This window comes from Arthrobacter sp. Rue61a, from assembly GCF_000294695.2.
GTDB classification, from domain to species: domain Bacteria; phylum Actinomycetota; class Actinomycetes; order Actinomycetales; family Micrococcaceae; genus Arthrobacter; species Arthrobacter aurescens_A.
This window is the reverse complement of sequence record NC_018531.1, coordinates 3,478,746-3,499,280: the sequence shown is the minus strand read 5'-3', so window position 1 is coordinate 3,499,280 and position 20,535 is coordinate 3,478,746. Positions and strand designations below refer to the sequence as shown.

General features: G+C 63.9%; 16 protein-coding genes. 7 read left to right on the top strand and 9 right to left on the bottom strand.

Annotation, left to right across the window (positions count from 1 at the left end; genetic code table 11):
* Positions 1 to 27 precede the first annotated feature (27 nt).
* Positions 28 to 1,191, top strand: a complete 1,164-nt coding sequence (locus ARUE_RS15940) for a cystathionine gamma-synthase (protein ID WP_011775675.1) — start codon at positions 28 to 30, stop codon at positions 1,189 to 1,191.
* Between the two features lie 92 nt (positions 1,192 to 1,283).
* Here ARUE_RS15940 and ARUE_RS15935 read toward each other — a convergent pair whose 3' ends face one another.
* Positions 1,284 to 3,428 (bottom strand): phosphocholine-specific phospholipase C, encoded by a 2,145-nt coding sequence (locus ARUE_RS15935; RefSeq protein ID WP_014922441.1) that lies wholly within the window; start codon positions 3,426 to 3,428, stop codon positions 1,284 to 1,286.
* Positions 3,429 to 3,583: 155 nt separating this feature from the next.
* Between ARUE_RS15935 and ARUE_RS15930 the strand changes: the two genes are divergently transcribed.
* Positions 3,584 to 4,153, top strand: coding sequence for a winged helix-turn-helix transcriptional regulator (locus ARUE_RS15930; protein WP_014922440.1), 570 nt, complete (start codon positions 3,584 to 3,586; stop codon positions 4,151 to 4,153).
* Positions 4,150 to 5,574, top strand: a complete 1,425-nt coding sequence (locus ARUE_RS15925; RefSeq protein WP_014922439.1) for an MFS transporter — start codon at positions 4,150 to 4,152, stop codon at positions 5,572 to 5,574. Before ARUE_RS15930 ends, ARUE_RS15925 begins: the two co-directional genes overlap by 4 nt.
* Positions 5,575 to 5,648: 74 nt before the next feature.
* Here the strand turns inward: ARUE_RS15925 and ARUE_RS15920 are convergent, their stop codons facing one another.
* From ARUE_RS15920 to ARUE_RS15905, 4 genes are read right to left on the bottom strand one after another with little or no spacing between them, the layout of a single operon-like run.
* Complete coding sequence (locus ARUE_RS15920; RefSeq protein WP_014922438.1) at positions 5,649 to 8,723, bottom strand: glycoside hydrolase family 2 TIM barrel-domain containing protein; 3,075 nt, start codon at positions 8,721 to 8,723, stop codon at positions 5,649 to 5,651.
* On the bottom strand, positions 8,723 to 9,637 hold the full coding sequence (locus tag ARUE_RS15915; RefSeq protein WP_014922437.1) for a carbohydrate ABC transporter permease: 915 nt from the start codon (positions 9,635 to 9,637) through the stop codon (positions 8,723 to 8,725). The genes ARUE_RS15920 and ARUE_RS15915 overlap by 1 nt, the downstream gene beginning before the upstream one ends.
* The gene (locus tag ARUE_RS15910) at positions 9,634 to 10,581 is read right to left on the bottom strand and encodes a carbohydrate ABC transporter permease (RefSeq protein WP_014922436.1); all 948 of its coding nucleotides are present in this window, start codon (positions 10,579 to 10,581) and stop codon (positions 9,634 to 9,636) included. Before ARUE_RS15910 ends, ARUE_RS15915 begins: the two co-directional genes overlap by 4 nt.
* The gene (locus ARUE_RS15905) at positions 10,578 to 11,912 is read right to left on the bottom strand and encodes an ABC transporter substrate-binding protein (RefSeq protein WP_014922435.1); all 1,335 of its coding nucleotides are present in this window, start codon (positions 11,910 to 11,912) and stop codon (positions 10,578 to 10,580) included. The genes ARUE_RS15910 and ARUE_RS15905 overlap by 4 nt, the downstream gene beginning before the upstream one ends.
* A gap of 150 nt (positions 11,913 to 12,062) precedes the next feature.
* On the opposite strand from ARUE_RS15905, the gene ARUE_RS15900 reads away from it, so the two are divergent.
* Positions 12,063 to 12,710 (top strand): TetR/AcrR family transcriptional regulator, encoded by a 648-nt coding sequence (locus ARUE_RS15900; RefSeq protein ID WP_238324347.1) that lies wholly within the window; start codon positions 12,063 to 12,065, stop codon positions 12,708 to 12,710.
* Here ARUE_RS15900 and ARUE_RS15895 read toward each other — a convergent pair.
* The 4 genes from ARUE_RS15895 to ARUE_RS15880 are packed head-to-tail and all read right to left on the bottom strand — an operon-like array spanning position 12,707 to position 17,351.
* A complete protein-coding gene (locus tag ARUE_RS15895; protein WP_014922434.1) occupies positions 12,707 to 13,882 on the bottom strand; it encodes an acyl-CoA dehydrogenase family protein in 1,176 nt (391 codons plus the stop codon). The two genes, ARUE_RS15900 and ARUE_RS15895, sit on opposite strands and share 4 nt — an antisense overlap.
* A gap of 39 nt (positions 13,883 to 13,921) precedes the next feature.
* Positions 13,922 to 15,448, bottom strand: a complete 1,527-nt coding sequence (locus ARUE_RS15890; protein ID WP_014922433.1) for an APC family permease — start codon at positions 15,446 to 15,448, stop codon at positions 13,922 to 13,924.
* Positions 15,445 to 16,650, bottom strand: a complete 1,206-nt coding sequence (locus tag ARUE_RS15885) for a glutathionylspermidine synthase family protein (RefSeq protein WP_014922432.1) — start codon at positions 16,648 to 16,650, stop codon at positions 15,445 to 15,447. The genes ARUE_RS15890 and ARUE_RS15885 overlap by 4 nt, the downstream gene beginning before the upstream one ends.
* A gap of 2 nt (positions 16,651 to 16,652) precedes the next feature.
* The gene (locus ARUE_RS15880) at positions 16,653 to 17,351 is read right to left on the bottom strand and encodes a hypothetical protein (RefSeq protein ID WP_014922431.1); all 699 of its coding nucleotides are present in this window, start codon (positions 17,349 to 17,351) and stop codon (positions 16,653 to 16,655) included.
* A 151-nt stretch (positions 17,352 to 17,502) separates the two neighbouring features.
* On the opposite strand from ARUE_RS15880, the gene ARUE_RS15875 reads away from it, so the two are divergent.
* The 3 genes from ARUE_RS15875 (at position 17,503) to ARUE_RS15865 (ending at position 20,408) form a co-directional block, all read left to right on the top strand.
* Positions 17,503 to 19,038, top strand: a complete 1,536-nt coding sequence (locus ARUE_RS15875) for a sensor histidine kinase (RefSeq protein ID WP_014922430.1) — start codon at positions 17,503 to 17,505, stop codon at positions 19,036 to 19,038.
* Positions 19,035 to 19,709: a response regulator gene (locus ARUE_RS15870; RefSeq protein WP_011775662.1), complete on the top strand. Its 675-nt coding sequence runs from the start codon at positions 19,035 to 19,037 to the stop codon at positions 19,707 to 19,709. Before ARUE_RS15875 ends, ARUE_RS15870 begins: the two co-directional genes overlap by 4 nt.
* Before the next feature lie 99 nt (positions 19,710 to 19,808).
* On the top strand, positions 19,809 to 20,408 hold the full coding sequence (locus ARUE_RS15865; protein ID WP_014922429.1) for an MOSC domain-containing protein: 600 nt from the start codon (positions 19,809 to 19,811) through the stop codon (positions 20,406 to 20,408).
* Positions 20,409 to 20,535: the final 127 nt, after the last annotated feature.

Below are 20,535 nucleotides of genomic sequence, written 5' to 3'. Positions count from 1 at the left end.
ACCTTGAACGAACCTAGAGGAGCTTCCATGTCTGCCAGCAACAACGCCGGGTTCAACACGCGCGCCGTCCACGCCGGACAGGCCTTCGAGCCGGTGACCGGTGCTGTGGTGCCCCCGCTGCACTTCAGCTCTACATACGCCCAGGATGGCATCGGGAACCTGCGCTCAGGATATGAATACGGCCGCGGCGGCAACCCGACTCGCGACGCCCTCCAGGAGCAGCTCGCCGCCCTCGAAGGCGGTACCGCTGCGTTCTCCTTTGGTTCGGGCCTCGCAGCCGAGGATTCCCTGATCCGTGCCATCGCGCGCCCCGGCGACCACATCGTGCTGGGCAACGACGCCTACGGTGGCACCTACCGCCTCATCAACCGCGTCCTGGGCGACTGGGGCATCGGCAACACTCCCGTGGACATGGCCGACCTCGACGCCGTAGCCTCCGCTGTTGCAGCCAACAAAACGCGCATCGTGTGGGTGGAGACGCCGTCCAACCCGATGATGAAGATCACGGACATCGAGGCACTCGCCGCCGTAGCGCACGACGCCGGTGCCCTTCTGGTGGTGGACAACACTTTCGCGTCCCCCTACTTGCAGACCCCGCTCGCCTTGGGTGCCGATGTTGTGGTCCACTCCACCACCAAGTACATCGGCGGCCACTCCGATGTGGTTGGCGGTGCCATTGTGGTCAAGGACGCTGAGCTTGCCGAGAAGATCGGGTTCATCCAGTTCGCCGTGGGCGCCGTGTCCGGCCCGATGGACGCCTTCCTGACCACCCGTGGTTTGAAGACTTTGGGCGTCCGCATGGACCGCCACAGCGAGAACGGCCAGGCTGTGGCTGAATGGCTGCTGCAGCGTCCCGAGGTTGAAGCCGTGCTGTACCCGGGCCTCCCGGACCACCCCGGGCACGAGCTCGCCGCCAAGCAGATGAAGAAGTTCGGCGGCATGGTGTCCGTGCAGTTCAAGGGCGGCGAGGCCGCGGCACGCACCGTTGCTGAATCGACGTCGGTGTTCACGCTTGCGGAGTCCCTGGGCGGCATTGAGTCCCTCATGAACTACCCCTCGGAGATGACCCACGCTTCGGTGAAGGGTACCGAGTTGGCTGTTCCAGTCAACCTGTTGCGCCTGTCCTGCGGCATCGAAGAAGCCGAAGACCTGATCGCAGACCTGGAACAGGCTTTCGCCAAGATCGGCTAGCACCATCGAATCCGGCCCTTGTCCGCTCTCCTCACCGCTCTGCGGCGAGTGGGGCGGACAAGGGCCGGATTTCCTCATGCCGGTCCTCTTGGCTAGCCGGAGATTCCTTCGCGTCCGTCTTCTTCACGGCCGGTCAGGCGGCGGCGGAACGTGGTGTCTTCGGCAGACGTGACTTCCAGGTCGTACCAACCGTTCAGGGTTTCCCAGCCGATCTTCTTAGTGTGCCCCGGCTTGAGCTTCACGTTGTCCTGGCTGTCCGCGTACTGCAGTGACTCCAGCTTCAGGGTCACGGGTTCGGTGCCGTTATTCCGCACTTCCAGCTCCACGGCCTTGTTGCCGCGGCGACCGTTCACGGTGACGTCGACGCCGGACGCTGCGCCCGCCGTCGTGCCCTTCAGTTCGTACTGGTACCGGTTAGGGCCGGTGACGACGACGTCGAAGGCGCCGGAAGCTGCAACGGGGAGGTCCACGGTCTGGTTGCCGAGGACATCGGCGTGCCGTGGCTCGGTGACCTCCCCCGCGTAGCCGTAGATGGTGAAGTGCGTGGAGCTGGTGCCGCTGTTAGCCAATGCCAGGGCAATGCTTCCGCGCTGAACCTTGGCCGAGACCTGCGGCCTGTAGGGGAGAGGGCGGGCCGGACGGGTTCCTTGTTCCTGGAGGGGAGCTACCTGGACGGCCGGGGGATTCGGGCGCCAGCGGCTGATCTTGGCGGGAACAGCGGCCGGGTGGTCCAGCGTCGGCGGAGTGCCGGGCGAAGCGAAGTTGAAGACGCCCGTCAGGTCACCGCAGACTTCCCTGCGCCACGGCGAGATGTTCGGTTCCTCCACGCCCGTCCAGCGTTCCAGGAAGCGGAGCACCGAGGTGTGGTCGAAAATTTCGGAGCTTACATAGCCGCCCACGGTCCATGGTGAAACGACGGTCATGGGCACCCGGGGCCCCAGGCCAATGGGCCGCGCCGTGGTCCAGTCAGTGGACTCGCCTGACGTTGGTCGCGGCTGGACGGGCGGTGGGACGTGGTCGAAGTAGCCGTCATTCTCGTCGAAGTTCAGGAAGATGGCGGTGCTGTCCCAGGTGTCCGGGTTGCTGGCCACAGTGTCCAGGAGTCGGTAGACGAAGTTGGCACTGCCCACCGGGGTGGAGGCGCCAGGGTGCTCGGAATCGGCCGCGGACGGCACCAGCCAGCTGACCCGCGGCAAAGTACCGCCGGTGATGTCTGCGCTGAGGCGCTCCAGGAGGGTATCGGGACGCCCTCGCCACATGGCTTTGTCGAAGAGCGCCCTCTCGGTATCCGTGAGGGCGGCGCGGCCCTGCTCCAGCTGGGCGAGGAGGCGATCCTGTTCGGCAGGGGATTTCCCGGAGAGCTGGTCGTAGAACTCCTCGGTGGTGCGAAGGTTTCCCTCCACCGATGCGAGCATCTTGCGTCCGATCGCTTTGAACGTTTGGAAGTACTCCACTGCGTTGTCGGTGAAGTTGTCCCAGTCCTGGTAGATCTTCCACGAGACCCCTGACTGTTCCAGGCGCTCAGGGTAGGTGGTCCAGCCGTAGCCGCCGTGATCGTAGCCATAGGCCGCGTTGGTCACGGCGCGCTTGGTGCTGCCCGGCTCGTTACCCGTGGTTCCGCTCCAGAGGTAGTTGCGGTTGGGATTGGTGGAGCCGTTAACGGAGCAGTGGTAGGCGTCGCAGATGGTGAACGTATCTGCAAGCTCGTACTGCAAAGGGATGTCCTGGCGCTCGTAGAAGGTCATGGTGGAGGCGCTCTTCGCGGGAATCCATTTGTCACACCAGCCGTTGTTCCACGCCGTCGTGGTGCCGTTGAAGGAGTGGTCCAGATCGCCCAGGTACTGGATATCGGAGCCCGGCCGGCCGGCCAGTTCCGCGGCCTTGCGAAGTGAGAACGGCAGTACGGTCTCCCCGGTCGCGCGGGGCTGTTCGAACATCGACTTGCCGTTGGGTAGCCGAGTGAAGGACTTATCGCCGTATCCCCGGACGCCTCGGAGCGAGCCGAAGTAGTGGTCGAAGGACCGGTTTTCCTGCATCAGCACGATCACGTGCTTGATGGACTGCAGGCTACCCGGCGGGACCGGCTTGGCCATCGCAGCCTGCACTGAGGGTGGCAGCAGGGATCCCGTGGCCGCAAGCGCCGTCGCTGCAGCCGCGGTACCGAGGAAGCCGCGACGGGAAAGACCGCCGCTCCTATGGGTTGAACGATTCACCAATTCAGGGTTGTTCGATGACATTCAGGGGTGCCTTTCGTGGTCAGAGTTGACTGGGCAAGCGTAGGCATGGAGGGTGAACCGCTGATGACACTGCGGCAAACCAAAGGGGTGTGTCGTTCGGTGGCCGTGGAAGTAACATCTAGCTTTCTTTAGAGAAGTCAGCTACTTTTGAGCGCATGCCTCTTCGTTCCGACTGGTCCGCCCGCACGTGCAGCCTCGCCCGTGGCCTGGATGTCCTCGGCGACCCTTGGGGAAGCCTGGTCCTGCGCGAAATCTTCTTCGGCAACGGCCGATTCGACGCCATTAAGCAACGCCTCGAAGTGGCCGACAACGTCCTGAGCAAACGCTTGGGTTGGCTCCTCGACGCCGGACTGCTCGCCCAGAGGCCGTACCAGGACGGCGCCAGGACACGACAAGAATACGTCCTCACGCCCAAAGGCGAGGACGCGCTGCCCGTGCTGAACGCCATCATCATCTGGGCCGAGAAACACCTGAACGCTCCCAGCGAGGTCTCGCATATGCGTGTCATTCACACGGACTGCGGACAAGCCACGTCGTCTGCTGACACGTGCACCAACTGCGGCACCCGACTCACCGCGGCCAACACCAGCTGGCACAGCTTCACACGCAGCGACCATCCACTCCCACTCGCCGTTGCACCCCTTGAAACCCGAACAACAGCTGAAACCCGAACAACAGCTGAAACCCGAACAACAGCTCCCCCCGAAACGGAGATCCCCGCATGACCGCTCCCGACGTCACAGGGACCCCGCCCGAAGAAACACGGACCCCTTCGGTAAAGACGGGCAAGCGCCCACGCCTCCACCCCGCCTGGATCGTGGCCGCGGTTGCCTTCCTTGCCTTGGTTGGAGCGGCAGGATTCCGTGCAGCCCCCGGTGTGCTCATGGTCCCGCTGCAGGAGGAATTCGGCTGGTCAACCACGGTGCTGTCCTTGGCCGTCAGCATCAACCTGGTCCTGTTCGGCTTGACGGCTCCGTTCGCCGCGGCCCTGATGGAACGCTTCGGCATCCGCAAGGTCACCTCGTTGGCTCTGTGCCTGATCGGGCTCGGCTCAGCACTGACGGTCTTCGTGAACCAGTCCTGGCAGATCCTGCTCACGTGGGGGCTGCTCATTGGACTGGGCACCGGTTCCATGGCCCTGGTCTTCGCCGCGACCATCGCCAACACCTGGTTCGCCAAGAGCCGTGGCCTGGTGATCGGCATCCTGACCGCCGGTAGTGCAGCCGGCCAGTTGGTGTTCCTGCCCTTTATTGCGGCGCTTGCCCAGAACCCGGGCTGGCGCGGTGCATCTTTGCTCATCGCAGCGGGTGCGCTCGCAGTAGTCCCGCTGGTGCTGCGCTGGCTGCGGAACTCACCGGCCGACGTCGGGGTGTTGCCTTACGGTGCCGAAGAAGCTGCAGCTGCTGAACCTGGCGCCAAAGATGAACCTGGCACCAAAGCCGCCGACGCCGGAACAACCGCGACGACGCCAGGCAAGACCGCCGCTGTGGTTGCCTCGCCAGGCTCAGGAGATTCCGCCAACGCCGCGATCCGTGCCCTGCAGGTCCTCAAGCGTGCCAGCAAAGTCCGGACGTTCTGGGCGCTGGCTGCGGGTTTCGCAATCTGTGGAGCCACCACCAACGGACTGATCGGCACGCACTTCATTCCGTCGGCGCACGATCACGGCATGCCCGAAACCACGGCGGCAGGTTTGCTGGCCGTCGTCGGAATCTTCGACATCGTGGGGACCATCGCGTCGGGTTGGCTGACTGACCGTTTCAACCCCAAAGTGCTGCTTGCTGTGTACTACCAGTTCAGGGGGATCGGACTGCTGGTGCTGCCGCTGCTGCTGGGCTCGTCCGTGGAGCCGAGCATGATCATCTTTGTTGTGGTCTACGGGCTCGACTGGGTTGCCACCGTCCCTCCCACCGCAGCTATCTGCCGCTCGGTATTCGGTGCCGATGGTTCCGTGGTGTTCGGCTGGGTATTCGCAGCCCACCAGCTCGGGGCTGCCGTGGCGGCACTCCTGGCCGGCTTCATCCGCGATGCCACCGGGCACTACAACTACGCTTGGCTGGGCGCAGCTGCCATGTGCACGGTGGCGGCGGTCATCAGCGCCACCATCCGCAAGGACGCAGCGAAGAAGGAGCCCGTGGCGGTTGCCTGACGGCGGTTGCGTGGCCCGCTCTGCGCGCTTCCGAGCACGAATAGCGCGCAGAGCAGGCCCCGCAACGGGGGAGCCTAGCTGGTTTCGCTGATCCGGAACGTGAGCGTTCGCGCTTCCGGACGCAGCGCGTACTCCGGCCAGACGTCCGGTCCGCACGCCCTGGACCCGAGCCCGTGCTGGGCGGCATCGAGGTACAGGAAGCTGCCCTGACTGCTTGGCAATTCGTGCGGGTGTGCGGCCGCCGAGATCTCCTGCGCTGTGTGCCGGGAGAGCGTGAAACCGGGCAGGCGACCGCGGGAGTCCGGGACGGCATCGAGCTGCAGCCAAGGAGCGCCGGCCGTGTGAAGATCCAAGGAACGGACAGCACTTCGGTGTCCCGATTCCTGCGGCTTGGCGTATTCCACCGAAAGCTCATCGATGCCGGCTGCGTAGCGGCCCACAAGCGTCGCGTGCATGCTATCCGGGTACGACTCACGGGGGCCGGTGCCGAACCAGGACGCACCGTCCACTGATCCGGGCAGGTCAAAACGCACCCCGACCCGGGGCCAGATGATGTCCCATCCCGCGCTCGGAACGATGTCCAGGCGGAGCCACAGCTCACCGCCCGATAGTTGCCAGGTCTCCTCCACAGAGACCCAGTGTGCGGCGTCGGCCGCGGCGTATCGGGTACGGGTCACTACGCCGCTGTCACTGGCTGAGACTTTCTCTACCCGTGCCGTGAGCCGGTCCAATCCAGCGGCCCGCCAGACAGTTTCCATGGACGGAGCGGGAGTGCCGTTGCCGTTGTTGAGCCAAGGATCTGCGAGGTCGTAGCTGCCGCGGCCGGCGCCGGCGTCGTTGTCCGTGGGGGCCCGCCACAACTCCAGCCGCGGCCCGGACACCGGAAGCCCGCCGAGCGAGACCAGACGGCCGTCCTCGAAGACGCCAGGGCCCAGCGATACTGTCCCGGCCCCCGATGAAGCGGCCTGCCCCACGGATGCCACAGGGCGCGGGACTGCAAGGCGCGGACGCGATTCCAGTTCCAGTTGCGCGGCAGAGATGACATGCCCGGCTTCGGCCCATACGGTGTCCTTGCGGAGCACCGCCTCCACGGTCAGCCAGTGTTCGCCACTGGCCACAGCGAACTCCGGCAACTCGACAAGCGCCGAGGCCCCTGCTGCGAGCGACGCGCCTGCTTGAGTCACGACGTCGAGCTCTCCGGAGGAACCAAGGACGCCATCCACTTCCGTACGCCAGCGCAGTACGACGTCCGATGCATCAGCCGTGTGCCGCAGGTTGGCTACGGAGACGAAACGGCGCGTGCCGCCGTCGTGGGTTTCAGTGCTGAAGCCCAAGCGCAGGGGAGCGACGATCTGCTTGTACTCGAAAAGCCCCGGGCTGGGCGTGGAATCGGACAGGACCATGCCGTCCATCACGAAGTTGCCGTCGTGGACCACCTCCCCGAAGTCGCCGCCGTAGGCGAAGAACTCCATGCCGTCGGCCGTGGTGGTGCGGATGCCGTGGTCCCGCCACTCCCAGACGAACCCTCCGTGTAGCCGCGGGTAGCGGTCCACCAGGTCCTCGTACTGATCCATGGCGCCGGGACCGTTACCCATGGCGTGGACGTATTCGCACAGGATGAACGGTTTGCTGCGCTGCCGTGCGGACTCCGCCGCGGAGCAGCCGAGCAGCAATGAGCCGGAGTCGTCCCGACCGATCGCCTCGGTTTCCGGAACCGACGAGTACATCCGCGAGTAAACGTCCGTGTAGGCACCCGTGTAGTCACCCTCGTAGTGGACGGGCCGGCCGGCGTCGCGGGCGTGCGTCCATGCGGACATCGCGGCGAGGTTGGAGCCCGTGCCGGACTCGTTGCCGAGCGACCACATGACGATGGACGGGTGGTTCTTGTCCCTCTCCACCGTCCGCTCCATGCGGTCAACCAGAGCTTCACGCCACGCGGGATCGTCGCTGGGATTGCCCACCCAGCCGTGCCGTTCAAAGCCGTGCGTTTCCAGGTCGCATTCCAGGATCACCCAGAAGCCCAGCTCGTCCGCGATGTCCAGCAAACGGGGATGCGGAGGGTAGTGGCTAGTGCGGATCGCGTTGACGTTGAACTGCTTCATCAAGGCGAGGTCTGCGCGGGCGAAGTCCTCGTCAAACACACGCCCGCGGTCCGGATGTGTCTCGTGCCGGTTCACGCCGTGGAACACCACGCGGCGGCCGTTCACCAGGAACTGGTCACCCTTGATCTCCACCGTTCGGAAACCCAAGCGCAGCGAAACGGTCTCGCCTTCACTTGCCACTGTTGCGTTATACAGGCGTGGAACCTCCGCGGACCAAGGTTCGACGCCGGCAATCGCCACCGGGGCGACGTCGGCAGGGGTGTTCCAGACGACGTCGACGTCGAGTTCCGGAACTGACAGCCGAACCGGGTAGGCGGCCTCGTCGGCCGTGATCTCGGGGTCAATGACGCCTGAACCGGCGGTGTAAGACGTACGCAACCAGACGTCGTCGAGACCCTTCTTGGGGCGGGCCTGGAGCGTGACGTCGCGGAAGATGCCCGGCATCCACCATTGGTCCTGGTCCTCGACGTAGCTTGAGGCTGACCACTGGTGGACGCGGACAGCCAGCACGTTATGTCCGGGGCGCACGGCCTCGGTGACGTCGAATTCCTGGGCCAGCCGGCTACCGGTTCCCACGCCGATTTCGTTGCCGTTAAGCCATACCTTGTAGCGGGATTCGACGCCGTCGAACCTCAGCACGATGCGCTCTGCGTCGTCCCAGTCCCCGGGAAGATCGAAGCTTCGGCGGTAGTCGCCGGTGGGGTTCTGGTCCGGGACATGTGGTGCGTCGGTAGGGAAGGGGAACTGGACGTTGGTGTAAATGGGGCGCCCGTAGCGGCCCTCACCCTCCAGGACCCAGTGCGCCGGAACCGGGATCTGCTCCCAGCTGGAATCGTCCAAGGCTTCCTCGGCGACGCCTTCCACGGCCTCACCAGCGGGAAGGACGCCGCGACCGCCCGGGGTTCCGGGAGCGCCGGGGAGAAGCCGGAAACGCCACTGGCCGTTGAGGGAGAATGTTGGCGCGTCTGTGTGCAGCCAGGAACGGGCCGCGAGTCTCTTTCCGGTGCCGGGACCGGTGTCAGTGATGTAGTGGGAGTTGATGGTCATTACTTAACGGCTCCTTCTGTCAGTCCACCGCGCCAGAAGCGCTGCAGGACAACCATGGCGATGCTGAGCGGAATAATGGAAAGCAGCACTCCGCCGGTAGTCAGTTCATAGAATTCGGGCAAACGGTCAACCTGGCTGAGCCAGTTGTTCAGGCCGAGGGTGATGGGGTAAAGCTCGGAATCGGACAGCATGACCAGCGGCAGGAAGTAGTTGTTCCAGATGCCCACCAGCTGGAACAGGAATACGGTGACCAGTGCCGGCGTCAGAACCTTGAGCCCAATGGTGTGGAAGATGCGGAGCTCTCCCGCGCCGTCGATCCTGGCGGCCTCGATCAGCGAGGTCTCCACAGTGGCCTGGGCGTAGATGCGGCAGAGGAACAGGCCGAACGGCGAGACAAGCGAGGGGAGCAGGACACTCCAGTACGTGTTGGCCAGGCCCATCTGGCTGAACAGCAGGAAAAGCGGCAAGGCCGTGGCTGTGCCGGGAACCAGCACGCCGCCCAGGATGGTGCCGAACACCAGGTTGCGTCCCTTGAACTCATACTTGGCCAAGGCATAGCCACCGGCCGCCGCAAAATACGTGGCCAGAAGCGCGCCGACGCCGGCGTAGATCGCCGAATTCAGGAACCAACGGCCAAAAATGCCGTCGTCGTAGCTGACCACACGGCCGATGTTTTCCCACAAAGAGAACGTGGGGGCGAACCAGAAGCCGTTGGTGGAGAAGAGGTCTTCCGTGGACTTCGTGGAGGCAACGAAGACCCAATACACGGGGATCAGGAAGTACAAGGCGACCACCACCAACAGTGCGGTGACAATGATGGTGGACGACCGCCGTAGTCCGGCTGAGCGGTCCGGGCCTGCCGAAGCTTTGCTGCGGACGGGCGTGGTGGTTGGCTTCGTGGCTGTGGCGGTCATGAGGACTTCCTGTTCGTCAGTGCGAGGAAGGCGAAGGAAAGGGCAAAAGCGGCCACGGCGATGATGACCGACTGGGCTGCCGCGACGTTGTAGTCGTTGTAGGCAAAAGCAGTTGTGTAGGCGCTGAGGTTCGGCGTGTATTGGCTGTCGATTGCCGGAGCCACCGTCTTGAGGACCTGGGCCTCGGCGAAGAGCTGCAGCGTTCCGATGATGGAGAACACCGTGGTGAGCATGAGGGCCGGACGGATCAGGGGGAGTTGGATGCTCCGGGCAACGCGCCAGGTGGAGGCACCATCCACCTTGGCGGCCTCGTAGAGTTCCACCGGGATGGCTTTCAGCTGGGCCACGATAATCAGCATGTTGTAGCCCGTGTAACTCCATGTGACGATGTTCGCGATGGACCACAGCACGCTGTTCGCGCCGAGGAAATCCGGGGTCAGGCCCACAATTTTCGCGACGTCAAACAACGGGCTGAGCCCGGGCACGTACAGGAAGGACCAGAGGATGGTGGCGATAACTCCCGGTACGCCGTAGGGGAGGAAGTAGGCGGCACGGAAGAAGCCCGGCCATTTTGCCGACGCCGATTCGAGCATGAGAGCCAACGCGGTGCACAGGACGATCATGACGGGCACCTGGACCACACCGAACAACAGCATTCGGCCAATGGATGCCACGAAGCTGCCGTCTGCCAGGGCCTGGGCGTAGTTGCTGAACCCTGCGAATTCGCTGGTCACCCCGGCCTCGCCGAACAGTCCGCTGCGGGTCACCTTGGTGAAGCTGGACATGATGGCCACAACAATGGGCAGCAGGAAGGTGAGGACGAAGAGTCCCAGGAATGGGGCGAGCAGGAGCCAAGGTGCGCGTGCGGCAGCGCCGTTTCGCTTGCCGGGGCGGCTTGGTGCGGCGGGGCGCTGCACGGTGGGTTCGGTGCGGGTGGTCGTCATGCCGTTTCCTTCCGGATGCTGAGGCCCTTGTTCTTGAAAACGGTCATGATCTGCTGCTCCGAATCAGCAACGGAGTCCACCAATGTGGTCCCGAAGGCCTTCTTGCGGAAGCCGTCGCTGAGGATGTTGAAGGACTGCTGGGTTACCGGCCACCAGGACCAGTCAGGGTTCTGCTGTTTGGTAGCGGGGACGAAAACTTCCTCGTTGTAGCGTTGGCCGCCGAAAAATGCCGAGGGTTGCTGCCGCTCCGTGCCGATGAAATCGGGGTTGGGTGACCAGCCGATGCCGCTGTGTTTGATCTGGGCGTCGATTCCTTCTGTGGACGTGGTCAGCCACACAGCGAATTCGACTGCTTCTTTGGGGTGTTTGCTGTTGGCCAGGACTGCTGCCGTGGAACCGCCGAGGTAGCTTGAGCCGAAGCCAGTATCACCCCAGGTGGGCATCGGTGCTGCGAGCCACTTTCCTTCGGAGCCGCTGACACCCTGAACCAGAGCATCACCCCAGCTGCCGGTTATGGTCGAGGCAATGCCGCCCTTGCTGGCAGCTGCAAACCAGCCCGGGGAGAAGGCGCCGTACGCTGTGGTGACGAGGTCGTCGTCGATCGCTTTGTCGAAGAAACGCGCGGTGTTGAGCGTGGCGTCGTCCGTCATGTTGATCACCCAGCCGTCTTCCTCGGGGCGCAGCCACTGCGCGCCGGCCTGCGCCGCGAAAGAGGCAAACGGAGAGGCGTCACTGATGGGGAAGCAGTCCAGGTAGCTGTCCACGGAGCGAAGTTCTACGGCCAGCGCAGCCCATTCGTCCCAGGTTTTAGGAGCGACTCCGCCCACCTTGTCCAGGATGGCCGGTTGGTAGAACATGCCCATGGGGCCGGCGTCCTGGGGGATGCCGTAGACACCCCCGGTGTAACTGACCTGCTTCCACAAGGTGGGGTCGTATAAGTGGGCGTGATCATCGGCGCCGTAGCGGGACACATCAACCAGGCCATTTACGAGCATGAACTCCGGGATGGAGCGGAACTCCACCTGGGCCAGGTCCGGTCCGCCTCCTGCTGCCAGGGCCGAGTAGAGCTTCTGATATCCGCCGGAGTTGCCGCCCGGAATCCACACCACGTCCACGTGGATGTTCGGATTGGCTGCATTCCAGACGTCGGCAACTTTCTGGAAATCCTTGAGCCAAGCCCAGTAGGTAAGTCGCACGGGCTCGCCGGCGGCGGGGATGGTCGGCGCAGCGTTGACGGACTGTGTTCCTGGAGTTGCGCACCCGGTCAGCAGGCCCATGGCTGCTGTTCCCAGGCCTGCGCCCAAGAGTTGTCTTCGCGTGAATGGGGTCATTAGCCTTCACCTCTTCGTGTCAGGTTGACGATGCCGCGCGCTTGGATTCGTAGGTCCGGCCGTGGCAAGTGTGACAACGGTAACAGAAAATTCGAGTGGGTACTCGAATTTCGCAAAGAGGGTTCCAAGACGCATGTACACTGGCTTGCCATGACCACAAAGGACGTGGGCCGCGCAGCGAGGCGGGGTCCGTACGCGAAATCCGAAGAACGGCGCCGGACCATTCTGGACGCCGCCCATGAGGTGTTTGCTGCCCACGGCTACCGTGGTGGATCACTGCAGGACGTTGCCGATCGGGTGGGGCTAAGCCAAACCAGCCTGCTGCACTATTTCCCTTCCAAACGCGATCTCCTGATGGCAGTCCTGGAGCGCCGCGACGAAATCACGGGCGACGCCTTTCCGGACGACATGGAAGAAGGCCTGGTTGACTCGGTGATCCGGACGGCGCTCTTCAACGAGAACATCCCGGGCGTGGTTGAGTTGTACACCGTTCTGTCCGCGGAGTCGGTCACCGATTCGCACCCAGGACGGGTCTACTTCACCGAACGATTCGAACGTCTCCGAAAGAGCTACGCGCGGCGGTTTGCCGAGCTGGCCGCAGAGGGCAGGCTCCGCCCCGGGGTCGATCCTGGTGAAGCTGCCATGTCCCTGGTTGCCCTGTGGGACGGGCTTCAAACGCAATGGCTGCTGGCCCCCGACGAGGTGGACGTGGTCAAGGGCCTGCGTGGCTATTTCAAGCTGCTGGTGCTCCCGGAACCCGGACCCAACGAGGGACAGCCCGGGACTCAGTCGGGCTAGCCGCGGAAAGCCCCGATGCCCGTGATGTGTTGCCCCAGGATCAGGGTGTGCACCTCATCTGTGCCCTCGTACGTCCGCACCGACTCCAGGTTGTTGGAGTGGCGCAGCGGTGAGTAATCCAGCGTCACACCGTTGCCGCCCAGGATGGTGCGGGCCTCACGGGCGATCTTGATGGCCTCGCGGACGTTGTTCAGCTTGCCCAAGGAAATCTGCTGGGGTTGAAGATGACCGGCGTCCTTCAACCGGCCCAGGTGAAGGGCCAGCATGGTGCCCTTCTGGATCTCCACCAGCATGTTCACCAGTTTCTCCTGCGTCAGCTGGTAACCGGCCAAGGGGCGGCCGAACTGGAGTCGGTTCCCTGCGTACTCCAGCGCAGCTTCGTAGGAGTCCCGGGCAGCTCCCATGGCTCCCCACGCGATGCCGTAGCGTGCCTCGTTGAGGCACGAGAACGGTCCCTTAAGTCCCATGGCACCCGGGAGGACGGCCTCAGGACCCAGCCTCACGCCGTCGAACTTCACATCGCACTGAATGGACGCACGCATGGAGAGCTTCGGCTCGATAGGCGTCGCGGTCACCCCGGATGTTCCGGCGGGAACCAGGAACCCGCGGATTCCGTCCTCGGTTTTGGCCCACACCACCATGACGTCCGCGATGGACGCGATGCCGATCCAACGTTTGGCACCTTCCAGGACCCAACCGTCGGCCGTTTCGCGGGCAAAGGTGGTCATGGATGACGGGTCCGACCCCGCCGTCGGCTCCGTAAGGGCGAAGCAACCAATCAGTTCGCCGGCCGCCATCCGTGGCAGCCACTGCTCTTTCTGCGCCTCCGAGCCCCACTTGTGGATCGCCGTCATGGCAAGGGAGCCCTGCACCGAAACGAAGGTGCGGATCCCCGAATCACCCGCCTCCAGTTCCATCGCTGCAAGACCATATTCGACGGCGGTCCGGCCGGGACAGCCGTAACCGTCCAGGTGCATGCCCAGGACACCGAGCTCGCCCAACTCCGGGGCGAGTTCGCGCGGGAAATGAGCGTCCTCGTACCAGCGGGCGATGTTGGGTCGGATCCGTTGCGCGGTGTAGTCGCGGACCCGGTCGCGCAGGGCAAGCTCGTCCGCGGTCAGCAGAGAATCGAGGGCAAGGACGTCGGAGGTGTTCGTCATCGAATCGCTCATTCCAGCATCCTAGGCGCCGAACACTGCCTTCCGTCGCGGTTACTCGCCGCGGACCACCCCAACCTCGGCCCGGTCACCCGTGAAGTAGCCCCGGGTGGAGGGGGCGAAGCGGCACACGACGGCCAAAACAACGCCCAAGGCCAGCAGCAGCACTCCGCTGACGAACGCCCCGCCGATGCCGAAGATTTGGGTGTCCCCGTACGCCGGATCCCACATCTGGACTGCGGAAATGAAGAACGCCGCTGTGAGGGACAGTGCGCCGAGGAACGGCAGGATGCCACGGAACCACAGGTTCCGGGCGGAATCCCGGAGCGTGGAACGGAAGAACCAGACACAGGAGAAGCCGGTCAGTGCGTAGTAGAAGGCGATGAACAAGCTGATGGCGCTGATGGAGTCCGAGAGGAGGTTCTCGCTCAAGAAGCTCATGGCCACGTAGTACACCACGGCCACCGCACCCATCACCTGGGTGGAGAAGCCCGGGGTCATGAAGCGCTCGTGGACCTTGCCGAACCGGGGAGGCAGTGCACCGTGGACACCCATGGACAGGGTTCCGCGGGCTGTCGGCAGGATGGTGGTCTGTGTGGAGGACAGGACGGACGCAAGCACAGCCACGATGATCAGCCAGCCCCAAGGACCCAACACCACGTCCTTCATAGCCAGGAACACGTCATCCTGGTTTGCTTCGTTGCCCAGACCGATACCGTCCGTACCGATCGTGGCATACATCATCACCAGCAGCGCCACGGAAACATAGATCGCCACCAGAACAGAGGCTGAGATGACGGCGCCACGTCCAGGCGTCTTGGCAGGGTTCTCCGTCTCCTCGTTCAGCGCCAGGCAGGTATCCCAGCCCCAGTAGATGAACAGGGCAAGCAGCACGCCGTGAACCACGGCGCCGGGATCGGCAAAGGCGCCGGCGGGGTTGAACCACTCGAAGTCGAAGGCCTGGCCCTCAGGCGCGCCCCCGGCGATCCGGAAGATGATGGCCACCGCGAAGATGCCCAACGAAATGTACTGAATGTAAGTCAGCGTGCGCTGGACATGCTCGCCCAGCCGGATGCCACGATGGTTCACGTACGTCATGAACACGATGAACAACACACCAGTAGCCGTCACCAGCCACGTGTTGTCGGCCAGGGAACCGTCACCGATCAGCAGCCACAAATACTTGCCCGCGATCTGCGCCAGGTTGGCCAGCACCACCACTCCCGCGAGTGCCACGCCCCAGCCACCCAGCCAACCGGCCCACGGCCCGAAGGTCTTGCGGGCCCAGAAGAACGTGGTGCCGCAGTCCGGCATGGCGCTGTTGAGCTCACGGAACGCGTAGGCAATGAACAGCACCGGGATGAAGCCGAGGATCAGGATCAGGGGAGTGTAGTTCCCATTAACGGCCACAATGAGCCCCAGCGTTGCCGCCAGCGAGTAGACGGGCGCGGTGGATGCAAGGCCCAGCATGACGGAGTCGCCAAGGTCCAGGATCCCGGCGTGGAGGCCTTTGGGAGGTACGACGGCGGTACGGTCGCCGCCCGCTGAGCCGCCACCCGGCGTCGAGGTTTCAGTGCTCATAGTGCAGCTCCGTAGGAAGTAGCAGGGGGCGCGACAGGCGCCGGGGCGTCGATGGTATTGGGAACAAAGCGGCAAAAGTAGTCCGTGATGGGTCCGTCGGATTCGCGGATGCCACAGCCCACGGATTCGCCATCCACTACCCAAAGACCCAGGACAGGGTGGTTCCCGTCGAAGTCGGGGAGGGCGTGGTACTGCTGAAAGCACCAGCCTTCACGGCCGTAACCACCTGGCTGTTGGATCTCGATGCCGGGGGCGTGAATTCGGATGTTGTCGCCCTCCCGCCCGTGCAGCGGCTTGGCCACCCATTCCTTGAGGGGACCCGGATCGCCGAGGTAGGCAGGCAGCAGGTTCTCATGGTTGGGGTAGAGGTGCCATAGCGCAGCCAGCAAGGCTTTGTTGGACAGCAGCATCTTCCATGCCGGCTCAACCCAGCGGGGGTTGTGGGCACGTTGCAGAAGCCGTTGCCCGAACGGTTCCTTCATCATGAGCTCCCACGGGTACAGCTTGAACATGGTGCTGATCATGAAGTTGTCCAGGTCCACAAACCGGTTCAAGTTGGGGTCCCAGCCGATATCGGACATGTTGATGCCGATGGTGGTCCAGCCGCCCTGGCTCGCGACGTCCCGCATGTAGGCGGCAGTCATCCAATCCTCGCCGGATTCCTCCGCCTCCGAGTGGGCAACGTGCAGGGTGCTCATGCCGGTGCGGAACTGCAGCTTCTTCCATTGGCGGATCAGGGCCTCATGGATTCCGTTCCACTGGTCCTTTTCCGGGAAGACGTCCTGGAGCCAGAACCACTGGGCCACAGAGGCTTCGATCAGGCCCGTGGGGGTATCGGCGTTGTACTCCAGCATTTTCGCCGGACCGCCGTTGCCGTCATAGATGAAGTCGAAGCGACCGTAAATGTCCATGTCCGCGGCCATCAACGACTCGGCAGCGAGTTCCAAGGCCTGCTGCCCGATGCCGATATCGCCCATGGCCCCGGTGGCCAAGTACTTCGCGGCCTCCAAGCACATGATGTGCATGTCCTCGGCCGTCTTCTCGAGGGTCTCCACCTCGTCCTCGGTGAATTCGTAGTAGGCCGATTCGTTCCAGTATTCGATTTTCCGGCCATCGGGCATGGTGGTAGTGGAAAATACCAGGCCCTGTTCTTCGATCTTTTGCTTCCAGTCCGGCCTGGGCGCGGAGGGCAGTCGACGCACGCCTAACCTCCCGAGCTTCCGCCGCTTTTGGAACTGCTGCCGAAGCCGCCTCGGCTGACCGTGCCGCCCTTGGTGCTGTACCCCGTGGAGGACTTTGCCCCCGTAGGCACGGTCTTGGTGTAGCTCGGGTAGGCGCTGCGGTTCTGCCCCACGGCAGGCACACTGGCACCCCGGGAATAGAAGTACCAGGCGTATATCCCTGAGCTGCGGCCCGCCGAGCTGCTGTTGTCGCACTGGGTGTCATCAACGCGTTCGCCGGTTTCGTCATTGAAACAGACTTGTGCGTAGTCGGCTTCCTGCTCATTGCTGGCCACGATCGCCGTAATGGTTCCGGCCAGAAGGGCGGTCACGCCCAGGCCCACCACCAAGGTGCGGCGATGCGAGCGCTTCTTCTTCTTTGCTGCCTCGGCCTCGCCGCGTTCGCGTTCTTTCGCGAAGGGGTCAACCACGGGGAGGGGCTGGCCGGGCTGGGGTGCGCCTGCCCCGGCAGGGGGTGCCCCGGCGGGGGATTTCTTCCTCTTCCTGGAGCTGCTTTGGGCGGGGTCGTTTTCCACGGGCGTGAACAGCTCAGGATGGAGCTCCGGCTTGGGCACCTGCCAGGGAGGAGGCTTGGGCTGATTATTGCCCGCTCCGAAGTCGGCGTTGTTGTCCCTGCTGCCGCCGTTGTTGCCGGCTGCGTCAGGGCTGTCTTTCGGGCCCATGGTATCCCCCTGGATAGACCGTTGAAATGTCCGGCGGCACGCCGGACCAGAATGCTCAGAGCAAGCCTAGTCGTTGTGCGCGGTGCAGGCACGGGTGACAGCGGTATATGGGGATAACTCCCCATATTCGGAACCGTGTAAGGATGTAGCCATGGCGGGACCTGAAGCACATAACAGCGGCGACGACGGCGTGCTGCTGCGGCTTCCCCCGGTTCGCGGCATTGGCACCGGCCGGGTGGTCACGGGCCTGGTGCTGGCAGTCCTGTTGCCGCCGGGCATTGAACTGGTGGTCACGGTCCTCGGCTTCCGCAACTTCGCCATGATCATGCTGTTGCAACTGGCTGTGGCTGTTGCGGTGGCTGCCATCGGCGGTTTGTGGCCGGCAGTGGTGGCCGCCGTTCTGGGCAGCGTCCTCCTGAACTATTTCTCCGCGGACCCTGTGGGTTCCCTCTCCATCGCCGACCCCACCACTTTGTTTACCGTGGTGGTTTTCCTTGCTGTGGCCTGTGGTGTGGCGCTCGCAGTGGGGCTTGCCAGCCGCCGGGCACAGGAAGCCGCACGCTCCGGGGCGGAGGCCACGGCGCTCAGTGAGCTCGCCCTGCGCATCCTTAGCTCGGATGGAAGCCTGGAAACCTTCCTTGAGAAAGTGCGCAGCAACCTGGGCATGGAAGCGGTGTCGCTGCTGGGTTCCCAGTCGCCGGTCGCCCCCGGATTGGCAGCAACAGCCGGCGCCCAGACCGAGTGGCGTGTCCTGGCGAGTGCCGGGCCGAATCCGCCGGTGACCCATGCCGCCGCCGACCATGCCGCCGTCGTCGATCCTCACTACACGCTGCTGCTGCGCGGCGGTCCTTTGTCAGCCCAGCACCAGCGGATGCTGGCCGCCTTCGGTGCTTTCGTGGTGGCCGTCCGGGAGAGGCAGCAGCTGGTGAAGAGCCGGCGGGACAACGTGAGGTTGGCCGAGGGCAACAAGATGCGAACGTCCATCCTGCGCGCTGTTTCGCATGACCTCCGGACTCCGTTGGCCGGGATCAAGCTCGCTGTCAGCAGCCTGCGCCAGGAGGACGTGAGTTTCCCGCCGGACGTGGAACGGGAGTTGCTGGAGACCATCGAGGAGTATGCGGACCGCCTGGACCATTTGGTGGACAACCTCCTGGACATGTCGCGAATCACGGCGGATGCAGTCAATCCGCTGTTGACCGGCATTGTGTGGGCTGAGGTGCTGCCGCAGGCGTTGAGGGGAGTTTCCAAGGAACGGCTGCGCAATGAACTGCCGCCCAACCTTCCACCTGTGCAGGCCGACGCCGGAATGCTTGAGCGGGTGGTGGCCAACATTGTGGAGAACGCCGTGAAGTATGCGCCCGACTCCGATGTGGTCCTGACTGCCCGCACCGGCGCCGGCATCACCTTGGGGGACCGGCCCGCCAGCGAACTGAGAATCGTCGATCACGGCAGGGGAGTGGGGCATAAGGAAGTGGTGGATATTTTCCAGCCGTTCCAGCGTTTTGGTGATTCGACGTCGCCTGCGCCCGGGGCCGGAATCAGTGCCGGTGGCGGAATCGGTTTGGGACTGGCCGTCGCAAAGGGCTTCAGCGAGGCCATGGGCGGCAGGCTCGCTGCGGAGCCGACGCCGGGCGGCGGCTTGACCATGGTGGTCACCTTGCCGCTGTGGACCGGTGGGCCGCAATGACGCTGGTGCTCATCGTTGAGGACGAGGCCCGCATTGCCCGGGCCATGCAGGTCACCCTTCAAGCCAACGGTTACCAGGCGCTGACTGTGGGGACCGGCGCTGACGCGCTGCAAGCCACTGCCAAGCAGCCGGTGGAAATCGTGGTGCTGGACCTCGGCCTGCCGGACATGGACGGCGTGGAGATCATCCGCCGCATTCGCGGCTGGAGCAGTATGCCCATCATTGTGCTGTCCGCCCGGCACGCCTCGGAGGACAAAGTTGAAGCGCTCGACGCCGGTGCGGACGACTACGTGACCAAGCCTTTCGGTTTGGATGAGCTGCTTGCGCGGCTTCGGGTCGCCTCCCGCCGGGTGGTTACCGAGCACGAGGAACCCACGCTGGCCACCACGGACTTCATGGTTGACCTGGCCGGTAAGAAGATCGTCAAGGATGGCTCGGAAGTGCGCCTGACGCCTACGGAATGGAACATCCTGGAGCTGCTGGTCCGCAATAAGGGGAAGCTGGTGAGCCAACAGCAAATCCTTACCCAGGTGTGGGGGCAGGCGTACGCGAAGGAAACACAGTACCTGCGCGTATATATAGCCCAACTGCGCCGCAAGCTGGAGCGCGATCCCGCTGAACCACGCCACCTGCACACGGAAGCCGGCATGGGCTATCGTTTTGATCCTTAGTCCTGGCTCCGCCCGTCCGTACACTGGTGTCCATGAACACCGCATCCCTCCTTGCCGTCTGCCGTGTCCACCAGTTGCTGCCCGACCCCCACGGGGAGCGTGGGAGTCACCGGCATAGACAAGCGCCCTGTAGAGGGGGCAATCAAGGTTCACAAACTTGGCCTTCACGGGGATGTGCAGGCCAACCGGGTTGATCACGGCGGCGAAGACCAAGCCCTGTACGCATATTCACAGGCGGATGCGGACTACTGGTCCGGCGAGTTGCAGCGGGAGCTGCCCGCCGGTCTCTTCGGGGAAAACCTGCGCGTGGCCGGAATCGAAACCACCGGCGCTGTGATCGGCGAACGCTGGAGGATTGGCCTGGATGTGGAACTGGAAGTCACGTCACCGCGTGTCCCGTGCGCAACCTTCCAAAGGGTGATCGGTGAGCCCCAATGGGTGAAGCGCTTCACGCAGGCCGGCCGTATCGGGACCTACCTCAGGGTGATCAAGACAGGCACCATCTCAGCGGGAGACCACATCCACCGCACCTTCGTCCCCAAGCACGGCATTACGGTGGGGCAGTGGTTCAGCGAGCCCAGCCCCGAACTGGTACAGATTCTCTTGGATGCCGAGGCCGACGGAGAGATCCGTTTGCAGGAGGACTACCGTCCGGTCTTTGAAAAGGTCATGCGGAGAAACGGGCTCCAGGGCCTTTAGCGGGGGAGCGAAGAGCTTGTGTGAACAAGCTCACCCGGGCTTCAGGGGCTCTCGGGTCGCGGTGATGGGCCTCTGTGCCCTACACTTGAAATATCCCCCACTCCGGAAATCCCTTTATCCTGCCCAA

What these genes read in the sequence shown, in the direction of transcription:
- ARUE_RS15940 (WP_011775675.1), top strand. Translation starts at nt 28, where the DNA reads ATGTCTGCCAGCAACAACGCCGGGTTCAACACGCGCGCCGTCCACGCC.
- ARUE_RS15935 (WP_014922441.1), bottom strand. Translation starts at nt 3,428, where the DNA reads ATGTCATCGAACAACCCTGAATTGGTGAATCGTTCAACCCATAGGAGC.
- ARUE_RS15930 (WP_014922440.1), top strand. Translation starts at nt 3,584, where the DNA reads ATGCCTCTTCGTTCCGACTGGTCCGCCCGCACGTGCAGCCTCGCCCGT.
- ARUE_RS15925 (WP_014922439.1), top strand. Translation starts at nt 4,150, where the DNA reads ATGACCGCTCCCGACGTCACAGGGACCCCGCCCGAAGAAACACGGACC.
- ARUE_RS15920 (WP_014922438.1), bottom strand. Translation starts at nt 8,723, where the DNA reads ATGACCATCAACTCCCACTACATCACTGACACCGGTCCCGGCACCGGA.
- ARUE_RS15915 (WP_014922437.1), bottom strand. Translation starts at nt 9,637, where the DNA reads ATGACCGCCACAGCCACGAAGCCAACCACCACGCCCGTCCGCAGCAAA.
- ARUE_RS15910 (WP_014922436.1), bottom strand. Translation starts at nt 10,581, where the DNA reads ATGACGACCACCCGCACCGAACCCACCGTGCAGCGCCCCGCCGCACCA.
- ARUE_RS15905 (WP_014922435.1), bottom strand. Translation starts at nt 11,912, where the DNA reads ATGACCCCATTCACGCGAAGACAACTCTTGGGCGCAGGCCTGGGAACA.
- ARUE_RS15900 (WP_238324347.1), top strand. Translation starts at nt 12,063, where the DNA reads ATGACCACAAAGGACGTGGGCCGCGCAGCGAGGCGGGGTCCGTACGCG.
- ARUE_RS15895 (WP_014922434.1), bottom strand. Translation starts at nt 13,882, where the DNA reads ATGAGCGATTCGATGACGAACACCTCCGACGTCCTTGCCCTCGATTCT.
- ARUE_RS15890 (WP_014922433.1), bottom strand. Translation starts at nt 15,448, where the DNA reads ATGAGCACTGAAACCTCGACGCCGGGTGGCGGCTCAGCGGGCGGCGAC.
- ARUE_RS15880 (WP_014922431.1), bottom strand. Translation starts at nt 17,351, where the DNA reads ATGGGCCCGAAAGACAGCCCTGACGCAGCCGGCAACAACGGCGGCAGC.
- ARUE_RS15875 (WP_014922430.1), top strand. Translation starts at nt 17,503, where the DNA reads ATGGCGGGACCTGAAGCACATAACAGCGGCGACGACGGCGTGCTGCTG.
- ARUE_RS15870 (WP_011775662.1), top strand. Translation starts at nt 19,035, where the DNA reads ATGACGCTGGTGCTCATCGTTGAGGACGAGGCCCGCATTGCCCGGGCC.